The 18,655-nt window shown below is 51.3% G+C and carries 13 protein-coding genes; 5 read left to right on the forward strand and 8 right to left on the reverse strand.

The window, feature by feature from the left end; all coding sequences use genetic code 11:
• Positions 1–4 precede the first annotated feature (4 nt).
• Together DOQ08_RS15755 and DOQ08_RS15760 are read left to right on the forward strand one after the other, a co-directional pair.
• A complete protein-coding gene (locus tag DOQ08_RS15755; protein ID WP_114335949.1) occupies positions 5–2,251 on the forward strand; it encodes a TRAP transporter permease in 2,247 nt (748 codons plus the stop codon).
• Between the two features lie 12 nt (positions 2,252–2,263).
• Positions 2,264–3,031, forward strand: a complete 768-nt coding sequence (locus DOQ08_RS15760; RefSeq protein ID WP_114335950.1) for an IclR family transcriptional regulator — start codon at positions 2,264–2,266, stop codon at positions 3,029–3,031.
• 54 nt (positions 3,032–3,085) lie between these two features.
• Here the strand turns inward: DOQ08_RS15760 and DOQ08_RS15765 are convergent, their stop codons facing one another.
• The 4 genes from DOQ08_RS15765 to DOQ08_RS15780 all read right to left on the reverse strand — a co-directional run bounded on the left by DOQ08_RS15765 (position 3,086) and on the right by DOQ08_RS15780 (position 9,846).
• Positions 3,086–5,134 carry a TonB-dependent receptor family protein gene (locus DOQ08_RS15765; RefSeq protein WP_206074881.1) on the reverse strand — a complete coding sequence of 683 codons (2,049 nt, stop codon included), beginning with the start codon at positions 5,132–5,134 and terminating at the stop codon, positions 3,086–3,088.
• 97 nt (positions 5,135–5,231) lie between these two features.
• Positions 5,232–6,746, reverse strand: coding sequence for an aldehyde dehydrogenase family protein (locus DOQ08_RS15770; RefSeq protein WP_114335951.1), 1,515 nt, complete (start codon positions 6,744–6,746; stop codon positions 5,232–5,234).
• Positions 6,747–6,761: 15 nt separating this feature from the next.
• Positions 6,762–8,882, reverse strand: a complete 2,121-nt coding sequence (locus DOQ08_RS15775; protein WP_114335952.1) for a PQQ-dependent dehydrogenase, methanol/ethanol family — start codon at positions 8,880–8,882, stop codon at positions 6,762–6,764.
• Positions 8,883–8,922: 40 nt separating this feature from the next.
• Positions 8,923–9,846, reverse strand: coding sequence for a transporter (locus DOQ08_RS15780; RefSeq protein ID WP_206074882.1), 924 nt, complete (start codon positions 9,844–9,846; stop codon positions 8,923–8,925).
• Positions 9,847–10,156: 310 nt separating this feature from the next.
• On the opposite strand from DOQ08_RS15780, the gene DOQ08_RS15785 reads away from it, so the two are divergent.
• The 3 genes from DOQ08_RS15785 to DOQ08_RS15795 all read left to right on the forward strand — a co-directional run bounded on the left by DOQ08_RS15785 (position 10,157) and on the right by DOQ08_RS15795 (position 13,974).
• Complete coding sequence (locus DOQ08_RS15785) at positions 10,157–11,941, forward strand: sigma-54-dependent Fis family transcriptional regulator (RefSeq protein WP_206074883.1); 1,785 nt, start codon at positions 10,157–10,159, stop codon at positions 11,939–11,941.
• A 177-nt stretch (positions 11,942–12,118) separates the two neighbouring features.
• The gene (locus DOQ08_RS15790) at positions 12,119–12,913 is read left to right on the forward strand and encodes an enoyl-CoA hydratase/isomerase family protein (protein WP_114335954.1); all 795 of its coding nucleotides are present in this window, start codon (positions 12,119–12,121) and stop codon (positions 12,911–12,913) included.
• Between the two features lie 80 nt (positions 12,914–12,993).
• A complete protein-coding gene (locus tag DOQ08_RS15795) occupies positions 12,994–13,974 on the forward strand; it encodes a GlxA family transcriptional regulator (RefSeq protein WP_114335955.1) in 981 nt (326 codons plus the stop codon).
• Positions 13,975–14,025: 51 nt separating this feature from the next.
• On the opposite strand, the gene DOQ08_RS15800 is transcribed toward DOQ08_RS15795, so the two are convergent.
• From DOQ08_RS15800 to DOQ08_RS15815, 4 genes are read right to left on the reverse strand one after another with little or no spacing between them, the layout of a single operon-like run.
• A complete protein-coding gene (locus tag DOQ08_RS15800) occupies positions 14,026–15,003 on the reverse strand; it encodes an NAD(P)H-dependent flavin oxidoreductase (RefSeq protein WP_114335956.1) in 978 nt (325 codons plus the stop codon).
• The gene (locus DOQ08_RS15805; RefSeq protein ID WP_114335957.1) at positions 14,996–16,627 is read right to left on the reverse strand and encodes a BCCT family transporter; all 1,632 of its coding nucleotides are present in this window, start codon (positions 16,625–16,627) and stop codon (positions 14,996–14,998) included. The genes DOQ08_RS15800 and DOQ08_RS15805 overlap by 8 nt, the downstream gene beginning before the upstream one ends.
• 60 nt (positions 16,628–16,687) lie before the next feature.
• Positions 16,688–17,848: an acyl-CoA dehydrogenase family protein gene (locus DOQ08_RS15810; RefSeq protein ID WP_114335958.1), complete on the reverse strand. Its 1,161-nt coding sequence runs from the start codon at positions 17,846–17,848 to the stop codon at positions 16,688–16,690.
• A gap of 24 nt (positions 17,849–17,872) precedes the next feature.
• A complete protein-coding gene (locus DOQ08_RS15815; RefSeq protein ID WP_114335959.1) occupies positions 17,873–18,655 on the reverse strand; it encodes an enoyl-CoA hydratase-related protein in 783 nt (260 codons plus the stop codon).

Consider the following 18,655-nt stretch of genomic DNA (forward strand, 5'->3'; position numbering starts at 1 on the left):
GGGTATGAGCAACTCAAACAGCCAGGCGGACAACCGTTCTTCGTCCAGCGGGCCTGAAATGCACCAAGCTGATCTGGATAACCTGATAAAAAAGTTCGATAACGAGTCGAATTTCAGGGACTTGAAAGGCATTCTCAAAACACTGGTGACGATCACTTGTGTTGTTCTGAGTGTTTTTCATATATATACAGCGGGATTCGGCCTATTAAACGAGATCACCCACCGCAATGTGCACATGGCCTTTATCATGGGCCTACTGTTTATTGTATTTCCTAGGCGGCAACCGAAGCACCTCAAAATCAATGTCGTTTTGAGCCTTGCCTACGGCGCCTTCTATCTGCTGGTTGCCCATCAGCTAGCCCAAGCCTTGGCGAGTGATATTCCGGTCTGGTGGACATGGATGATTTACGGTTTTGCGGTGTTCATGGCGCTGTCCGCTTTGCCCGTTGCTGCTATGGGAAGTCGGAATAAACCCAGTTGGCTTGATTGGCCGTTAGTACTGGCGGGTGCTGGTTTTTCCGCTTACTTAGTGATTTTTTTCAAAGAGATTTTCATAATCAATATTGGCTTCCCAAAAGCGTTCGACTACCTGATGGGCGGCATGGCGGTCATGCTGGTCGTTGAGGGTGCGCGCCGAACCATGGGGGAGTCACTGTCAATTATTGGTGTGCTCGCGCTGTTGTACGCCATGTTTGGTCCGAGTTTGCCGGGCGTGATGGCGCATAGGGGCTACGACATCATTAGACTGGTTGAGCACCTGTATCTCGGAACGGAAGGTATCTACGGTATCGCTATTGGTGTTGTCGCCACGTATGTGTTCCATTTTGTGCTCTTTGGTGTATTGGCCCAGGCGTCCGGCCTTGGCCAACTTTTCATTGAGCTGGCAACCCTCGTTGCAGGCCGCTATTCAGGTGGTCCGGCAAAGGTGTCTGTCGTTTCGTCGGGTTTCTTTGGCATGATTTCTGGTTCACCCGTTGCTAACACGGTTACCACCGGTGCATTTACGATACCGATGATGAAAAAGTACGGCTTTAGTGGTCGCTTCGCTGCAGCCACAGAAGCAGCATCTTCTTGTGGTGGCCAGATTACCCCGCCGATTATGGGCGCGTCCGCTTTCGTGATGGCCGAAATGCTCGGTGTTCCATACAGCGAGTTGATTCTGATTGCCATCATACCGGCTGCGTTTCACTATCTCGCAACCTTGTGCATGGTTCATTTTGAGGCCCGCCGCCTGGACCTTAAAGGTATGCCAGAAGAGCAAATTCCTCGCCTTGGCGCCGTGCTATCTAAACACTGGCATCAGGTTATTCCGTTAGTCGTGATGGTGACACTACTGCTTATGCAGTTCACCCCATTCCTGGCAGCATTTTGGGGCATTATTCTGACCATTGTCTGCTCTTACCTACCTCTCTTGCTCAGACCACTCGGGTTCACCAAGTTGGATCATGAAAGTGCCTTAACGCCACGACGTTTGATTGATGGCCTTGAAGAAGGTGCGAAGCAATCCATCGCTATTACCGCTGCATGCGCCTGCGTTGGCTTTCTGCTGGGTGTAACGACATTGACTGGGCTCGGATTTAAGTTCTCGGGAGCTATTGTTGGCCTGGCTACTGATTTTGGTAGCACGTTGGCTGTGGTGATTCCTTTTGATTTATTGACAGAAGACAGTCTGACCCTGTTCATCGCGCTGATCTTGGTCGCGTTGGCTTGCATCCTGATGGGGGCTGGAATCCCAACCACACCCACGTACATTATCCTTGCCGCTATCGTGGCTCCGGCACTAGATGATTTTGGTATTGCCTTGTTGGCATCCCACTTTTTCATCTTTTATTACGGTGTACTTGCCGATGTGACGCCGCCGGTAGCTTTGGCCGCGTATGCAGGGGCGGGGATCTCGGGGTCGGATCCGATGAAGACCGGGGTCACCGCATTCCGGCTATCTATGGGTAAGGCGCTGGTGCCATTGATGTTCATCTATGCTCCGAGCCTGTTATTTCTCAATTTCACATGGTTCGAATTCTCGCTCGCGATGATCAGTGGCATCCTGTGTATTGTAGCCTTGTCAGCGGCGTATATCGGTTTCTTCAGTGCGCCAATTTCGAAGGTGGAGAAAACAATACTTAGCCTTGCAGGGTTGTCTCTGGTAGGCAACAATCCTTGGCTGATCTTGGTCTCCGGCGCAGTAGTACTCGTGATTCTTGGGAGGAACTACAGGGCGGGGCACTCTCAACCGGTGGCGCACGCAGCATAGGGAAGATAACTCTTGAGTCAGAAGGACTATACCGTTCCGGCCTTACAGAAAGGGCTACGTATCTTGGAAATGTTTGACAGTAACTGTCGGGCATTGAGCCAAGTGGAGATGGCACAGAGCTTAGGGGTCAGCACGAGTTCTTTATACAGAATCGTGCAGACTCTGGTCTCCATGGGGTATTTGAACAAGATCGGAACCAATACCTATTCGTTAGGGACTCAAGTGGTTTCTCGTGGTTTCAGCTACCTCGCCAGTCGGGAGATTGTCGAGGTAGCTGCTCCTTTCGTGACGCGATTGCGAGACAGCACTTCATTATCCAGTCATGTAGGCGTTCGAGACGGCACGGAAGTACTCTATGTCTATCGTGCGTTGGCGTTACAGAGGGTTTCGGTCAACGTGCCCGTTGGTACTCGTTTTCCCCTGCACACAACCGCTATGGGTAGGGCGCTCCTGACGGGGATGTCACCGGCCGAGTTGCAGCACCTTTTTCAGGGCCAGCGACTCGATGGCTATCCTCGGCCAGCACCACAGTCCATGCCAGAATTGATGGCGCTCTGCGAAAAAGAGCGGGCTCAAGGCTGGACACATCACTATTCAGATCATTCGACGGCACTCGCGATCCCTATCCGAAATTTTACAGGGCAGGTCATAGCGGCCATAAACATTTCAGGACCTGATCCTGTTATGAATACTGAAGGCGTTATGGAGACATTGCTCTCTGAATTGAAACATACTGCGGCCGAAGTAATGCGGCACGTGGGTGGGATGAACTATAGATAGCTAATCTTGTGGGGCAACATTGTTTCCGCGCCCCAGAATCATAGAAGCCATCCATCAGAAGACAAACTCAAGGCCCGTGTACCAAGTACGCCCAGAAGCCGGTTCATAGTACCGATCATTACTGGCGTTAATACGAACATTGGCAAAGTGCTCTGTATCGCCGAGATTGTGCACGCCCGCAAACCCTTTCAACAGATAACTCCTTTCGGCGTAAAGCGTATTGCCTCCTCGAAAGTGGATCATCCAGTAGTCATCGACCTTGGTTTCATTGGCATCGTCGGCGACGATGTCTCCGATATAACGGACCTCTAGGGTGGTAAACGCGCCGCCCAAGCCTTGCCAGGTGAGTTGGTTTGACCAAAACTGCTCAGGTAGGCCGGGTAAACGGTTTCCATCATAACTAGTGGCACCCGAACGGTATGTATCAAACTCGTAGCTAGCCAACGTGAGTGCTGTTTCTGCGCGCCAGCTCGGCGAAATTAGCCAATCGGCCGCAGCCTCAACACCTTTGCGTGTGGTTTTGCCAGCATTACGGTAGAAGGTACGGTCATCCAGCCCTGGCAATTCATAGGGGATCAGTTCATCGCGGACATCTACCCAGAACAGGGTTATGTCGTAGTTGACGCCGTTACCAAAGCTGCCTCGCAGCCCTAGTTCATGATTCAGCGATTTTTGTGGTTCAGCTTCGGGGTTAAGCCCACCCACTCCAGAAGGATTTGCAAACTCCGAGAAAGTGGGGGTTTCGTAGGCACTGCTGATATTGGCATAGGCCTGGTGGGATTTAAGGTAGCGGTAACTCAAACCTGTAGAGCCACTCCATTCACGTAGAGTGCGACTCCCGCTTTGGTCTCCGTCGGTGGTGAAATCATCATTGACTTTGAGGTGTACCCGATCGAAACGACCACCCACTGATAGGGTTAATTGCTCGGACAGGCTCACATCTCCTTGTGCGAAGGCACCCAATGCCGTGGCGGTTTGCAGTTCATCGGCGGTCCGCCGTTGCAGCTCTCCTCCGAAGCTCATGCCTCGGCGGATACGATCATCCCGTTGTTTTCGGGCTTCTAGGCCGGCGACATAGCGAAAAGGCAACCCAGAGATTAAAAGCGACTCTCGGTAATCGGCCCTTACCCCATAATAATCCCTATCGTAATCAATTCGGCTGTCACCGGGGTAGGGCAGTTGCTGTTCAAAATTCCTGCGGAGGTAAAAGGTATTCGCGCGGAATTCGCCTGGCCCCGCAGAAAGATCCTGGTATTGGAGGCTTACCACTTGTTGATCAACGGATTGCCCGGTGTGGTAAGCCTCAGTAAAGCGCCCAGCCTGAGATCGGTCTTCTTCAGCCTGCTGAGTGGTCAGTGCGCCTGGGTCTTTTGAGCGTGGGTTGTCTAGGAGGTTAATGATGGCGGTCATCGAGCGATCGTTTCCGAGCTCTCGGCGCAGTTTGGCATTCAGAAGGTATTTTTCAACCTTAGCGTTCTCGCGATATCCCTCATAGTTAAGTGCTGAACCGTTGATGCTGTGAGACCAGGGGCCATTGTTCTGGCTGTTTTTGAGTGAGATCTTGCCAAAGCGATCGCTTCCGCCCGTAACTCGCAGAGATGTTTCATTGGGTCTACGACGCCCATCTGATGTGGTTACACTGATAACGCCACCAGCTGCGTTGCCATATAGAGCTGAGGCCGGGCCGCGGATAACTTCGATGCGCTCGGCGCTGTCGAGGTCAATTGCATCCAGTTGGGCCTGCCCATCCGGTAACGTATACGGGATGCCATCTACTACAACCGTAATACCCCGAACTCCAAAAGGCGCTCGCGCTCCAAACCCACGTATGGCTATACGTTCTCCTTGCGCGAAGTTCTCCTTGTTTTGCAGAAAAAGACCAGGAACCATAGCAAGAGATTCATCAAGCTTTAGCTTGGGTTGGCCTTTATGAATCGAATCTGGCTGTACGACCGAGATGGCCGCCGGTGTTTGGTACAAAGTGCGCTCCATCACCGGCGCCGTCACCACTATTTCAGCGGGTGTTTGTGCATAGGCTGTCATGGTGAAAGGCAACATGATAAGTCCACTCAACAAGCGAAAGGTCAATTTGTAGTTGTTCATAAGTGTCGTCTTGAGAGGGTGTTTGACAGTGTAAACCTGTGGCTCGTATATCGAGGCCCCGGTATCCGTACCCCGGGGCCTCATGCTCTCTATTTTGCTAAAGGGCCATAAAAACCGATTTGGTTTCTAGGTAGGAGTCCAGAGACTGTTTGCCCATATCGCGGCCAACCCCAGAAAGTTTGTAGCCTCCAAATGGCACGTTTGCGTCAAGCATATTGTGCCCATTGACCCAGACCGTGCCGGCCTTAAGTCTTGGGATTATACGTTGCACTTGTGAGAGATCGTTTGACCATATGCTGGCTGCCAAGCCGTAGCGGCTGTCATTGGCGCGGAGAACTACATCGTCCACATCATCAAAGGGGATTGCTACCAGCACCGGACCGAATATTTCCTCTTTGGCGATAACTAGGCTGTCATCTTCACTGGTGAAGATGGTTGGTTTGACGTAATAGCCCTTGCGATCAGCCCTCTCGCCGCCAGTTACCAAGCGGGCACCTTCCTCGCGTCCTTTCTCAATGAAATGGCAGACCCTATCGAGCTGTACCTGGGACACCAGCGGCCCCATTTCCGTAGCAGGGTCGAGGCCCGAGCCCATTGGAATGCTCTCGGCTAGCTCCGCGAGCCGATTCACAACCGCATCAAAGATGCTTCGGTGCACGTATAAGCGTGAGCCCGCGCTACAGGTTTGCCCGTGATTAAAAAATATGGCTGTCGCTGCACCTTGTGCCGCTTTTTCAGGATCACAGTCCCCCAAGACAATCATAGGTGACTTACCTCCCAACTCCAGAGTAACGCGGGCCATATTGTCCATGGCGGCGCGGCCGATGACCTGTCCTACCTGTGTTGACCCCGTGAAGCTGATTTTGTTGATGCCCGGGTGCTTGGTCAAAGCCGAACCGGCATTCTGCCCATCACCCGTGACGATATTGACGACACCTTCAGGGAAGTTGGCCTCTTCAATAAGCTCCCCTAAATACAGGGCAGAAAGAGACGTTTGCTCTGCGGGCTTAAGAACCACGGTACAGCCGGCTGCAAGGGCTGGTGCGAGTTTCCAGCACGCCATTAGAAAGGGGAAGTTCCACGGTATGATGGCGGCCACAACGCCGACCGGTTCCCGCCGAGTGTAGGCAAAAAAGTCTGCTTCGGGCGGCGCAAAAGGCACAGATACATCCAAAGTTGACCCTTCAATTTTGGTTGTCCAGCCCGCCATGTAGCGGAAAAATTCCAGTCCTAAACCTATATCGACGGCCTGAGCAATGGCGGCAGATTTGCCATTGTCGATGGCTTCCAGTTCGGCGATTACTCGAGCGTCACGCTCAATCAGATCGGCCAACTCTAAAAGCAAATTTTGCCGAGTGGAAGGCCGCATCCGCGCCCAAACACTATGTTCTAACGCTTTTTTTGCACACTCTACAGCGTTATCAACATCCTCTGCGTGGGCAGACGGTATGCTTCCAATTACCGCTTCATCGGCCGGGTTGACGATCTGTAGGCGCTCGCCATTCAGTGCATCAACCCATTGTCCGCCTATCAACATGCGGTGAGTTTGGCGATCTAGAAATGCACGTGTCTTTTGTTGGGTATTTGCTACTTCGTTTGTCATACTGTTCATTGAAAATTCCTCGATTCATTGGCTTTTAGGGCGAATTGCGTCAGCGGTACCTTGGATAAATGCCTTTATTTTCTCGACATCGGCTTCGCTCAGCCTGCCCGTAAAGTCAGGCATTCCTTTGGATACAAATGGACCGTTAAAGACAAAGGCTCCTAGATTTTCAATAACAGCACTATTGACGTAACCTAGGTTCGGAATGTTTCCGCCTTTATCCACCCCGGGGACGCCGTGACAAAAAACGCAGTTACTGACGTAAAGTCCGGTGCCTTCCTCGACAAACTCCGGATTGTATTTAACGCCGGATATCAGTGAACCTAACTGATATTTGGTGAACTCAGGCATTTCCGCATCACCATTCAGGGCAAATGTATAAACGGTGCCGGGAGTCTTTAGGTCTGAGCCTCGCTGAGATTGGCCGTATACGCCGCCCCAGCCCGCTGCAATAGAGATATATTGGGTGCCATCTACTTCATAAGTGACCGGCGCTGCGATCACACCGGTTCCCATGGGAGACTCCCATAACGGCTTGCCTGTTTGAGCATTAAACGCCATTAATCGAGCATCTGCTGTGCCTTGAAAGACCAGATTGCCAGCGGTAGAAAGCGCGCCTCCGTTCCAAGGAGAGGCATGCTCGTAACGCCAGGCCTCCTCTTGTTTCACTGGGTCCCAGGCTGTCAGGCGTCCGAATGGTTTACTCGAAGGAGGGGCCTCGTTGATCCTCATAGCCGTATTCCAGCCAATACCGCTCATGGGTTGTCCGGGCTCATTGCTGTCTATATTTAGCCAGGTGGGGTCTTCGGATAATGTCACTGGAATGTTCTGAGACGGGAAGTAGGCTAGCCCTGTGTCAGAATTAAACGACATTGAGTGCCAGTTGTGTCCGCCAAAGGGGCCCGGGATCGCATCAAACGGTTTGTCAGTAGCCCGCGCGTCAGGTGCCTCGATAGGTCGTCCGTTGCTGTCGTACCCTACTGCCCAGTTCACATCGACGAAATTCTTGGCGGATATAAACTCCCCGTTGGTCCGGTCGACCACGAAAAAGAATCCGTTTTTAGGCGCATGTATAATAACTTTTCGCTGTTCGCCCTCTATAACCAGATCTGTAAGTATCATGTCCTGCGCTGAGGTGTAGTCCCAGTTATCTCCCGGCGTTTCCTGGTAATGCCAAACATACTCGCCGGTATCGGGGTTTAGTGCGACGATAGAAGCTACGTAGAGGTTGTCTCCGCCTTTTGGACTGCGCTTTTTATGCGACCATGGAGCGCCATTACCTGTGCCGATGTACATAAGGTTTAGGTCTGGATCAAAGACCATTGAGTTCCAAACGGTGCCGCCACCACCGCTTTCCCAGTATTTGCCACTGGGGTCCCAGGTCTTTGCGGCTTTTTCCATAGCCTCGTTCTCAAAGGGCTTGTTTGGGTTCCCGGGTACGGTGAACCAGCGCCATTTTTGCTCTCCACTTTTGGCGTCGTATGCTGTTATATAGCCCCTTACACCGCGTTCTGCGCCGCCGTTTCCGATGATTACATTGCCTTTAAACACCCGTGGTGCCCCTGTCAGCGTGTAACCAATTTCCTTGTCAATCAGCGTATTTTTTTCCCAGACTTTTTTGCCTGTTTTTGCGTCGACGGCGACCAGTCTCCCATCAAGTGCCGCAACATAGACATTGCCTTCGTATAAGGCGACACCTCTGTTGACCACGTCACAGCAGGCCTCGTAGGCTTTTTCGCGAGGAACTTCCGGATCGAACGTCCATAGCTTTTTACCGTTTTTGGCATCAACTGCATGCACCACGCTCCAGGATGCGGTGACATACATCACTCCGTCGACAACCAAGGGGGTCGCTTCAATCCCGCGACTTGATTGCAGGTCGTAGGTCCAGGCGAGCCCCAGTTTATCGACATTATCGGCTGTAATTTGGGAGAGGGGACTGTAGCGTGTTTCTGAGTAATCGAAACCGTGAGCCGGCCAATCTTTGCCTGTTTTGGCGTTTTCTAAGATGTAGCGTTCATTGACTTGGTCAATGCGATTGGCAGCGATTGCATGAGCGCTAGTAAACCCTAGGCTCACCACCAGGGCCAATCGGAGGGCATGGGGTATTATAAGGATTCCGGAGCCGTTTTTTATAAATGTCATCTCAATGTCCTTTATCTTTGTTATTTCTGCTTCTAGCCATTCAGAAGGCTTTGAGAACACGAAGGTTGATTCGATGCTGTTCTTTAAACCCGTTGTCTACTGAAAGGTCTGTCCCATAATTTGCCATTAACTGTAAGCCTGGCGTCGCGGACCAAGCCGTACCCACGGTTATCTTTGTGTGTGATATCCGGTTGTCCTGATCGGTACCGTTCACAGATGTTTCGCCTCCTAGTGTGTGAGAAACTCCTGCGCGAAAATCCAATTGTGAAGACAGGTGATAACGAAGAAACCCTTGGAATTGATAAGAAGGGTCCTGTTCTAGGGTTGCGTTAGTCGATCCAAACTTATCGTTGTCACCATAAACCGTAACGTCAGCGGCCAGATCTAGTGAGATCTTAGGGGTAATCCCGTTAACGTAGCCGGCTTGCAAGGCATATTTCCAACGATTCTCTCCAAGGTTTAAAGCGTCAGTTCGGTCATAGCTTCCAGTGGGGAGGTAGAGGAAAGGAGTAATACCGAAATAGGTGTTACTTTCAGGTTTGTTTACCAGCCAGACTGTGGCGGCTAAGATCAGATCACCTACGCCACTGGCATCGCCTAGGCCAGATGTGTCGTCCTTGCCTTCAAGCTTTCCTACCGGTAGAAGGAACTGAGGATCTACGGTGTAACCTCCGATTTCAGTAAAGTGGACGCCCCGAAGAATACCGATATGTGAATCGAGCCTAGCATTGATAGGGGCTTTATCGCCGTCTGAGTAGAGGGAGTCCCGAGTAGCGAACTGGTAGTAGCCCATTGCTAGATTAGTGCCCGGCGGGAGCGCAGTGTAGTCTCCCGCATCGATATCAACGGCGTTGGCATTGCCTGAAGAGAGCAGCAAAGAGGCTATGGTAGCAGTAGCTAGGCATAGGAAACGCTGCTTTGAGGACGCTGGGGTTATTTTTCCAAAGCTTGACATAAATGGCATAGTGCAGATTCCTTATTGATTTTGTTGGTACCGCAGACGTGTCTAAGCAGAGCTCGTGCCAAGTAAACTGAAATATAAATAGACCGATGAAACAGAGGGTTACGGATCAATAGAAATACATAAAGGCCCAGGGAAGGAAAAACTGGATCGTTTTAATACACACCATCCGGTCAGGTGAATAAAAATAAAACAGCTTGGTGGAGGAAGTATGGAGGTACATAATTTCGATCAAGATACCCGGGTTCAGCAAGCACGGGAGCTTTTTGATGCGGGCCTTGAGGTGCCGTCTCAGTGGGTGCGGGATGAGGTTATGCGATCCTGGTTGCGCTCTAGAGAGCACGGCCTTTCTCCTGTCGATCAGGTTTTACGAAAGACCTTGTCGCTCAATGAATTACCTTATTTGCACGATCAGCACCGAGATCTTCTGTGTTATGTAGAACCGGAAATGCGAAATTTGTTTCGGTCTTGGGGGGCAGCTGGCTGGGTCTTTGCCTGTCTGGAAAGAGAAGGTCGGAGTATTAAGTATTTTGGAAAGGAAAGCCTGCTGGGAACATCGTTAAGCTCGGGGCTCGATCTTTCTGAGCAAGTTGCGGGTACTAATGGCCCTGGCTGTGCTTTGCTCGAACACAGGCCTTCAGTCGTGTGTGGTGATGAGCATTTTTTGCATGAATTTCGAGATCTTGCTTGCGTTGCTGTCCCCATTTTTGACCCGGCAGGAATGGTGATCGGGGCCCTGAATGCGACTAAGCACTACGATGGTCGTCCTGTAGGGATACTCGAGTCCGTTGCTTTGGCGAGCAGAGCTGTTGAAAACCGGATGGTAGGAGATTTGTCTGGTGCTTGGGTGCTTGCGATTCACTATCTTCCAGAGCTAACCGGTTCGCCGATGCGAGGTCTGATTCATTTCTGTGCAGATGGTGAAGTGTTGGGGGCAAACCCCACTGCTCGGCAGATGCTGGAACTGGACATTCTTGAGCAGAACGGGGGAGCGGTGACGTTCAGAGATTTGTTCTCTTGCAGTCTTGATGAGGTAAGGCGTTCGCAACGTAGTCCAATTAAGGTGGCATGCCACAATGGATCAGAACTGTTTTTGAAGGCCGAAACAGTGCCCGAAGTATCCTCACCTGTTCACGCCCAAGTTGTGTTGGAACGCGCATCAGCAACAGCACCGTCTCCATTTTTTGCAGAGGTTTCCCTGCGTCCTCTTTTTGAAAAGGCACGCCGTGCTTTCATGCATCGTGTGCCGATGTTGATTAGCGGTGAAACGGGAACAGGAAAGGAGGTGCTTGCCCGTTGGTTACACTCGCAGGGCCCTTCCCCTAAAGGTGCCTTTGTGGCTGTAAATTGCTCAGCTATCCCAGCAGGCTTAATTGAATCTGAGCTATTTGGCTACGCCGACGGAGCGTTCACCGGTGCTCGCCGTGGGGGCGCCAAAGGAAAGTTCGAAGAGGCCTGCGGAGGGACGCTGTTTCTTGATGAGATTGGAGACATGCCGGTGGAGTTTCAAGCACGCTTGTTACGTGTACTGCAGGAGCGAACGGTAACTCGGCTGGGGGAAGAAAAAACTCGTGAGGTCTGCTTTTCTTTGATTTGCGCTACCCACCGGAATCTGGATGAGCTAATGGAACAAGGGAGCTTTCGCGATGATCTTTACTATCGGGTGAATGGCCTGAAGGTAACGTTGCCGCCATTAAGAGAACGTGAAGATCTAGATGGGTTGATCGATCATTTGCTGGCGGTCGCCGCATCACCAGATAGACCATCGATATTGTCTCCGGAAGCCCGCAACCTGTTAAGAAATTATCCCTGGAAAGGAAACATTCGAGAGCTGGAACAGGCACTAAAGTTAGGGCAGGCGCTGGCTAATAACGGTGTTATTGAAGTTGATCACCTGCCTGAAGCAGTAAAAGCGAATCGATTTACCGCGTTAGCGCCAGCAATGACTCCGAAATCGGGACGCTTATTGGCTAATGCCGAACGCGAGGCTGTGTGTGCGGCGCTCGAAAAATGCAGTGACAATATTAGTGCTGCGGCGCGAGAGTTGGGCATAACCCGAGCAACGCTGTACCGGAAAATAAAGCGGTTTGGGCTTTAAATGGATTTAGACCAAAACAAAAGCGATGGCGGATAAAACTGAACACGTGAACACGCAGAGAATCAACGGCCTAAAGTCCAAGAGATTGTCCGCTGAAAATTCAGTAAGCTCATAGCGACGATAATTATTTGAGTCTTGGAATACGAACCAGTCTACGCGCACCCCAGCGAGGTTAAGATGTCCCATTGTGTCAATCTTGAATACGTTCAGCATACAGCGACTATTACCATTAGCCGCCCCTCGCAGCTCAATTCCTTGTCTGAAGGAGCCTTTCTTGAGCTCAGGCAAGTGCTTCGTGAGTTGCATGACAATCAAGACGTACGAGTGGTGATATTGAAGGGTGATGGCAAGGTATTCTGTGCGGGAGGTGATATTGATTTCTTCGCAGAACTGGTTGACCTCCCTTCTTCCGAACGGTCTGAACAAGCGCGCCAATACGTTAGCTTAGCTCATGAAGTTATGGCGCTTTTTGCTTCACTGCGTGTTCCGTTGCTGGTGGCTGTGCAAGGCGCGGCCGCAGGCTTTGGTCTTAGTCTGTGTTGCGTCGCCGATATAGTGGTTGCGGCTCGTGGAAGCCGATTTGTACCCGCCTACCTTGGTCTTGGCGTGACACCTGATGGCGGACTGTCATACAGCCTACCCCGTTTGATCGGCGAGCGGCGAGCATCAGATGTACTTTTGACTAACCGTAGCTTTGATGCTGAGCAGGCTGAGAACTGGGGGCTTGTTACGAGGTTGGTTGAGGCAAATGAGTTAGAGGAAGATGTCAGCCAAGTGGCGCAACAACTGGTTTCAGGGCCGAATCTTGCCTCAGCAAATACGCTGCGGTTGCTGCATGCTCAGCGTAATTTCGATGAATTTAATGCAACTCTGGCAGCGGAGTTAGATAGCTTTTCCGATTGTGTTTACGACGATGATTTCGTAGAAGGGGTTAGGGCTTTCTTGGAACGGCGGTCCCCCAGTTATGACTGAGCCGTCTCATGGGATGTGCGGCCTTGTAACGAAATGGGGCAGTCGTTATTGTCAACGGTGATGAATCGGGTCGGTGAGCGATGATCAAAAATTACGGCATCCTTTTGCTGCCAGAGTTCAGTAATCTCTGTTTTTCCAATCTTATTGAGCCTATTCGCGCCGCAAATGATTTGTCAGATCGACCTGTTGCTAAGTGGCATTTATTCTCGGTTGATGGTCAATGTGTATCAAGTACCAGTGGACTGACGTTCCCTGTTAATCAAAGCATTGCTGACATTCCCGGTACAGCACCGCTGGACGTGCTTTTTGTATTAGCCAGCTATAATTATGAATCTTATATCACGGCGGATTTGGTTAAGAGCCTCCGGAAACTTAAACCTTATGCCGTTCAAATTGCGGGGATGGATGCTGGTGCTTTTGCGCTTGCTAAAGCGGGCTTGCTGAGTGGTTATCGGGCCACGATTCATTGGGCAGAGCTAGAGGTGTTTCATGAGCGTTTTCCCGACATCAAAGTGTGTGCCGACCGTTATGTGATTGATAGAGACAGGATTACGACAGGTGGGGCGAGCACTTCTATGGACCTCATCTTGGAGTTGATACGCCAGCACCACGGCGAGCAATTAGCCCTTGCGGTAGCTGAGTACCTTATATTCGATATTGAGCAGCCGGGCAGTAAACAACAGAGAGAATATGCGTCTACTTGGCTTAGCGTTCGAGCGCCGCGATTGGCAAAAGCCGTGAGAATTATGGAGGCTAATATTGAACAGCCAATCGCGATCTCGGATTTAGCTTCAAAGGTAGGAGCTTCGCAACGTCAGCTCGAGCGAGAATTTCATGAAATATTTAAAACAACACCGGCCCGGCATTACATTGAGTTGCGCATAGCCGCAGCACAGCGTTTATTGCGGGAAACTAGTCTCGGAATAACTCAGATAGCGGTGCGTTGTGGGTTTAGTTCTTCTGCAGCTCTGACACGAAATTACCGATCGGTATATAGCTGCACTCCGTCGAATGACCGTAAATCTCACCGGGCACGTGCAGCAGCGTCTATTCAGGCATAAAAAAAGCCCCCGAAGGGGCAAAGCTTAAGGCATATTTCTGTTTAGTATGTACTAGGCGCTGATCAGTTTGGCTAGGCGCCCCTGAACAATTTCGTAAGCATCTGAGACTATTCGTTTTACCAAAACGTCCACGGTTGGGATGTCGTAAATCAGGCCTTGTGACATACCTGCCCACCAGATTCCGTGTTCCATGTCGCCGGTTTCTAGAACTTTTGCACCTCGTTTACCGGACACTAATTCCGCTATATCCGAAAATTCTGTGTCCTTCTTTTGCTCAATGCTGACAACTTCTTCAGCCACCGAGTTTCGGTAGACTCGGGCCGTGTTACGGAACTTACGGAAAATCAGCTGGGTATCTAGCTCGCTGCCTTCGAGAAGTTTGTCTTTGAGGTTCTGGTGCACAGGTGCTTCTACAGTTCCTAAAAAACGGGTGCCCATGCTGACGGCTTCCGCTCCCATGGCCAGAGCCGCCGCTAGCCCCCGGCCATCGCTGAACCCACCACAGGCTATAACCGGGATGTCCAAAGCATCAACGGTGCGAGGTAGTAGAACGAGAGAAGGGATGTCATCTTCGCCTGGGTGACCCGCAGCCTCAAATCCATCAATGATGACCGCATCGCAGCCGACTTCTTGTGCTTTCAGCGCATGGCGCACAGATGTGCACTTGTGGGCCACCTTTATTCCCGCTTCCTTAAATGCGGCCATGAACGGTTTGGGACTGCGCCCTGCGGTTTCGACGATCTTCACGCCAGAATCAATGATGACCTGAGCATACTCTTCGTATGGAGGAGGTGTAATGCTCGGCAAGATCGTTAGGTTCACTCCGAACGGTTTGTTCGTCATCGTCTGAGTTCGAGCAATTTCCTCAGCCAGAGCCGCAGGGGTGGGCTGGGTGAGGGCGCTCAGAAATCCGAGCCCACCGGCATTGGCCACAGCTGCAACCAACTCTGCAGTTGATACCCGTTGCATTCCGCCCTGAATAACTGGGTGCTCAATACCGAAGAGTTCGGTTATTCGAGTCTTAAACATAGCTCTCTGCTCCTACTGCTGAATTACGGCTGGCTTCGGCATTCATGTGTTCGTTGCTAGCCTTTTTCTTCTCTATGCTTGGGGTATGCATGGGGTAGTCTGCCTTCAGCCAATTTAAAAGTGAGAAGAAGGACATGCACATCACTACCAGAAGTGGCACGCCGACAACGAGACTTGCTGTTTTAATGGGCTCAAGGCCACCCGCGTTCATAAGAACCAGTCCGGCACCCCCTAACGCAATCGCCCAGAAAAAGCGGTTGGCAACGTTTGGCTCAACGCCTTCACGGAGGTTATAGGAAGTGACGGAGGCCAAAACGTACGCTGAGGAATCGACCGTTGTGCCTGAGTAGACGAAGCCGACTACGATGAACAGGATGAGGATGACGTCATAAAACGGAAGCTGCTCTAATGTGCCTAAAATGGCAGCCGAAGGACTTTCGTTGGTAATTGTTTCGAGTACCGGGAAAGCACCCGTTAGTTCAGCGTTCATAGAGGTGCTGCCGAAGAGTACGAAGAACAACATGCACCCCGCGCTGCCCGCCGACAAAACGGTTAGGCCAATGTCTCTGAAGGTACGGCCACGAGAGATCCGTGCAATGAAAATGCCCATATAGGGCCCCATCGCTACCCACCAAGCCCAGTAGAAAATCGTCCACCACTGCGGGAACATGCTGTTTGCAACTGGGTCTGTATAGAACGCCATATGGGCAAACTCAGTAACCATAAGGCCGAGACTGTTGGTAAAGCTGTTCAGCATAAAGAAGGTAGGGCCACCAATAAAAATTATGAGGCACAGGATGGTCAGCGCATACATGTTGAGTCGGCTTAGGCGTTGGATGCCTTTCTTAAGGCCGAGCACGACGGAGGTAACGAAGATCGCAACCCAGACGAGCACTACCGCGATATCGACTTTGAACGTGTGCTCAATATTCAATTGACGGCTAACGGCCTCTGCGAGCATCGGTGTCCCCGACGCTAGTACCGTGCCGATACCGCCAACTAGACCGAACACCATCAGGATATCGATGACCTTACCGGCGAGGCCATTGGCGTGCTTGTCGCCAAGAAGCCCTGAACAAGCAGCACTCAGTCGCAGCTGAGATTTTTTCCGGTTGTAGAAGGCGTATCCGATAGGGAAGGCCGTCAAACAATAGAACGCCCAGGCAAGCGGTCCCCAATGAAACATGCCGTACATCGCAGCGTAATCTGCGGCAAGATCACTTCTGGGCTCTAACCCAAAAGGCGGCGCAGTGAAGTAATAGGTCCACTCAATGGAAGACCAAAAGATCAGCGAGGTGCCAATGCCTGAGCAGAAAAACATTGTGATCCAGCTTAGGCGTGAGAATTCAGGGCGAGCGTCGGGCCCGCCAAGGCGTACTTGACTATAGCGCCCTAGCGATAACCATAACACTGCACCAAAAAAGAACGCGCCAGCCCAGATATAGGCAAAGCCGAATTGGTTGGTAACAAAATCAAATGCGACCTTGATACCTGCTAGCGCCTGATCTTCAAAGACAATCATCCCAAGGATGACTGCTGAAACGATTAGGCAAGAAGGCCAGAAGATGTGTTTATCGATCGGAGCATCTTTGGGGCGGGTAGCCCCTGCAATATTGTTGTTCATTGTTCAATGCCTTTGTTTTGATCTGTTTTATTGTTGGAAGATCTTTTTGGGCAATATCTTTTACTGTGCCTGATTTCGCAGCAGGTCTTTTGAAATAATGTGGCGCTGAATCTCAGAAGTGCCTTCCCAAATCCGTTCAATGCGGGCGTTTCGCCACAATCGCTCTACAGGTGTTTCATTCATTAGCCCCATGCCACCGAAGATCTGCACGGCTTCGTCTGTGACTCGACCAAGCATTTCACTCGCGAACAATTTTGCTATACCTGCATCTGAATCGGTCATTGTACCTTGGTCCATCTTCCAGGCAGCATGAAGCGTTAACAGCTCTGCGGCGCGAATCTCTGTTGCCATATCCGCAAGCTTGAAAGAAACGCCCTGATTTCTTCCTATGGCTTTTCCGAATTGCTTGCGATCTGCTGCCCACTGGACGGCCATGTCCATGGCACGCTGCGCTTGTCCCACACAGTTTGCGGCCACCATAACGCGTCCCGCTGTCAACCAAGTGTTGGCGACTTCCCAGCCTTTGCCCACTTCACCCAGCACCTTGGACTTGTGTACACGGCAATCATCAAAGAACAGCTCATATTGCTCGTAACCGCGGTTGCTGACGCAAATCGGGCCGCGGCGGCATTCAAAGCCAGCTGTGCCTTTGTCGACCAGGAATGCCGTCACCTGATTACGTGGACGTGATGAGGCGTTATCAACCCCTGTGATCGCAAATACAATGGCAAAGTCAGCTTCACCGGCGTGGCTTATAAAGTGCTTGCTTCCGTTAATAACATACTCATCACCGTCTTCTCGTGCCCGAGTGGTGATGCCTGCAGCGTCCGAACCGGCGCCTGGCTCTGTAAGTGCAAAGCAGTCCGATTTTTCGCCGCGTACGCATGGCATTAGGTAATCATTGATTTGGTCGTCTCGACAGGCCATCAAGATATTGCTTGGACGAGCTACGTTTACGTGAAGCGCCCACGAAACTTTCGATAGTTCCCGCTCAATAAGTGCTTGGCTAACGTGATCAATTCCGAGCCCACCAACAGATTCAGGCAGGTTGAAAGCGTAAAGGCCTGCATCAAGGGCTTTGGATCGGATGGTTGCCGCTAGTTCAGGGCTTACAAAGCCACGTTCCTCAACTTCGTTTTCATAAGGCAGCAGCTCTTTTTCCACAAACGTGGATACGGTCTGCACCAGCATGCTCTGTTCTTCAGTCAGTTGAAAATCCATAACGTTTCTCCGATTAGATTATTGTTATTGTCCGGTCCACTCTGGAGAGCGTCCCTCGAGAAAAGCTTTGGCGCCTTCCTGCGCATCACTGCTTTCAAGCATGGCCATAAACGCTGGCCACTCTTTCGAGCGAAGGGCGCCGTAACTTTCACTGAATGTAAGCCCCTCAGTCAGTTCAGCGGCTTCTTTTATGGCTGCCAGCGATAGCGGAGCGGCTTTGATGAGTTCCTCTGCAAGATCGCGTGCTGCGGCTATTGCTTGCCCCGCTGGCACAACACTGTTTACCAATCCCAGGTCGGCCAGCTCGTGGCCTGTATATCGACGGCCGGTCATTAAAATTTCCATGGCCTTTTGACGAGGCAAGAGTTTCGGTAGCAGGAAGGTTGCTACATCTGGCGCTACACCAAGCTGGGATTCTGGAAGCCAGAATTGTGCGTTTTCAGCAGCGATCACAAAGTCGGAGCGCAGCAGCATTTCGAAACCCGCACCGATCGCGTAGCCGTTAACGGCACAAATGACGGGTTTGTAGAGTTTTGGCATTTCGATGAAACCGCCAAAGCCACCTTCACCGAAGTCACCGGTATACTCCTCTCCGTCTGCCACCGAATTCAGGTCCCACCCGCCGCAGAAGAATTTCTCGCCCGCACCAGTCAGTATCGCTACTCGTAGGGATGGGTCGTCTCGAAATTCGGCAAACAGTTTTCCCATCTCCCGGCTCAGGGCAGCGCTGACGGCGTTGCCTTTTGGCTTATCTAAAGTGATTTCGAAAATTTCGCCGTTACGTTCAGCGTGTAAATAGTCAGACAT

Origin of the sequence: Marinobacter litoralis (assembly GCF_003336705.1) — a bacterium.
Classification (GTDB): Bacteria; Pseudomonadota; Gammaproteobacteria; order Pseudomonadales; family Oleiphilaceae; genus Marinobacter; species Marinobacter litoralis.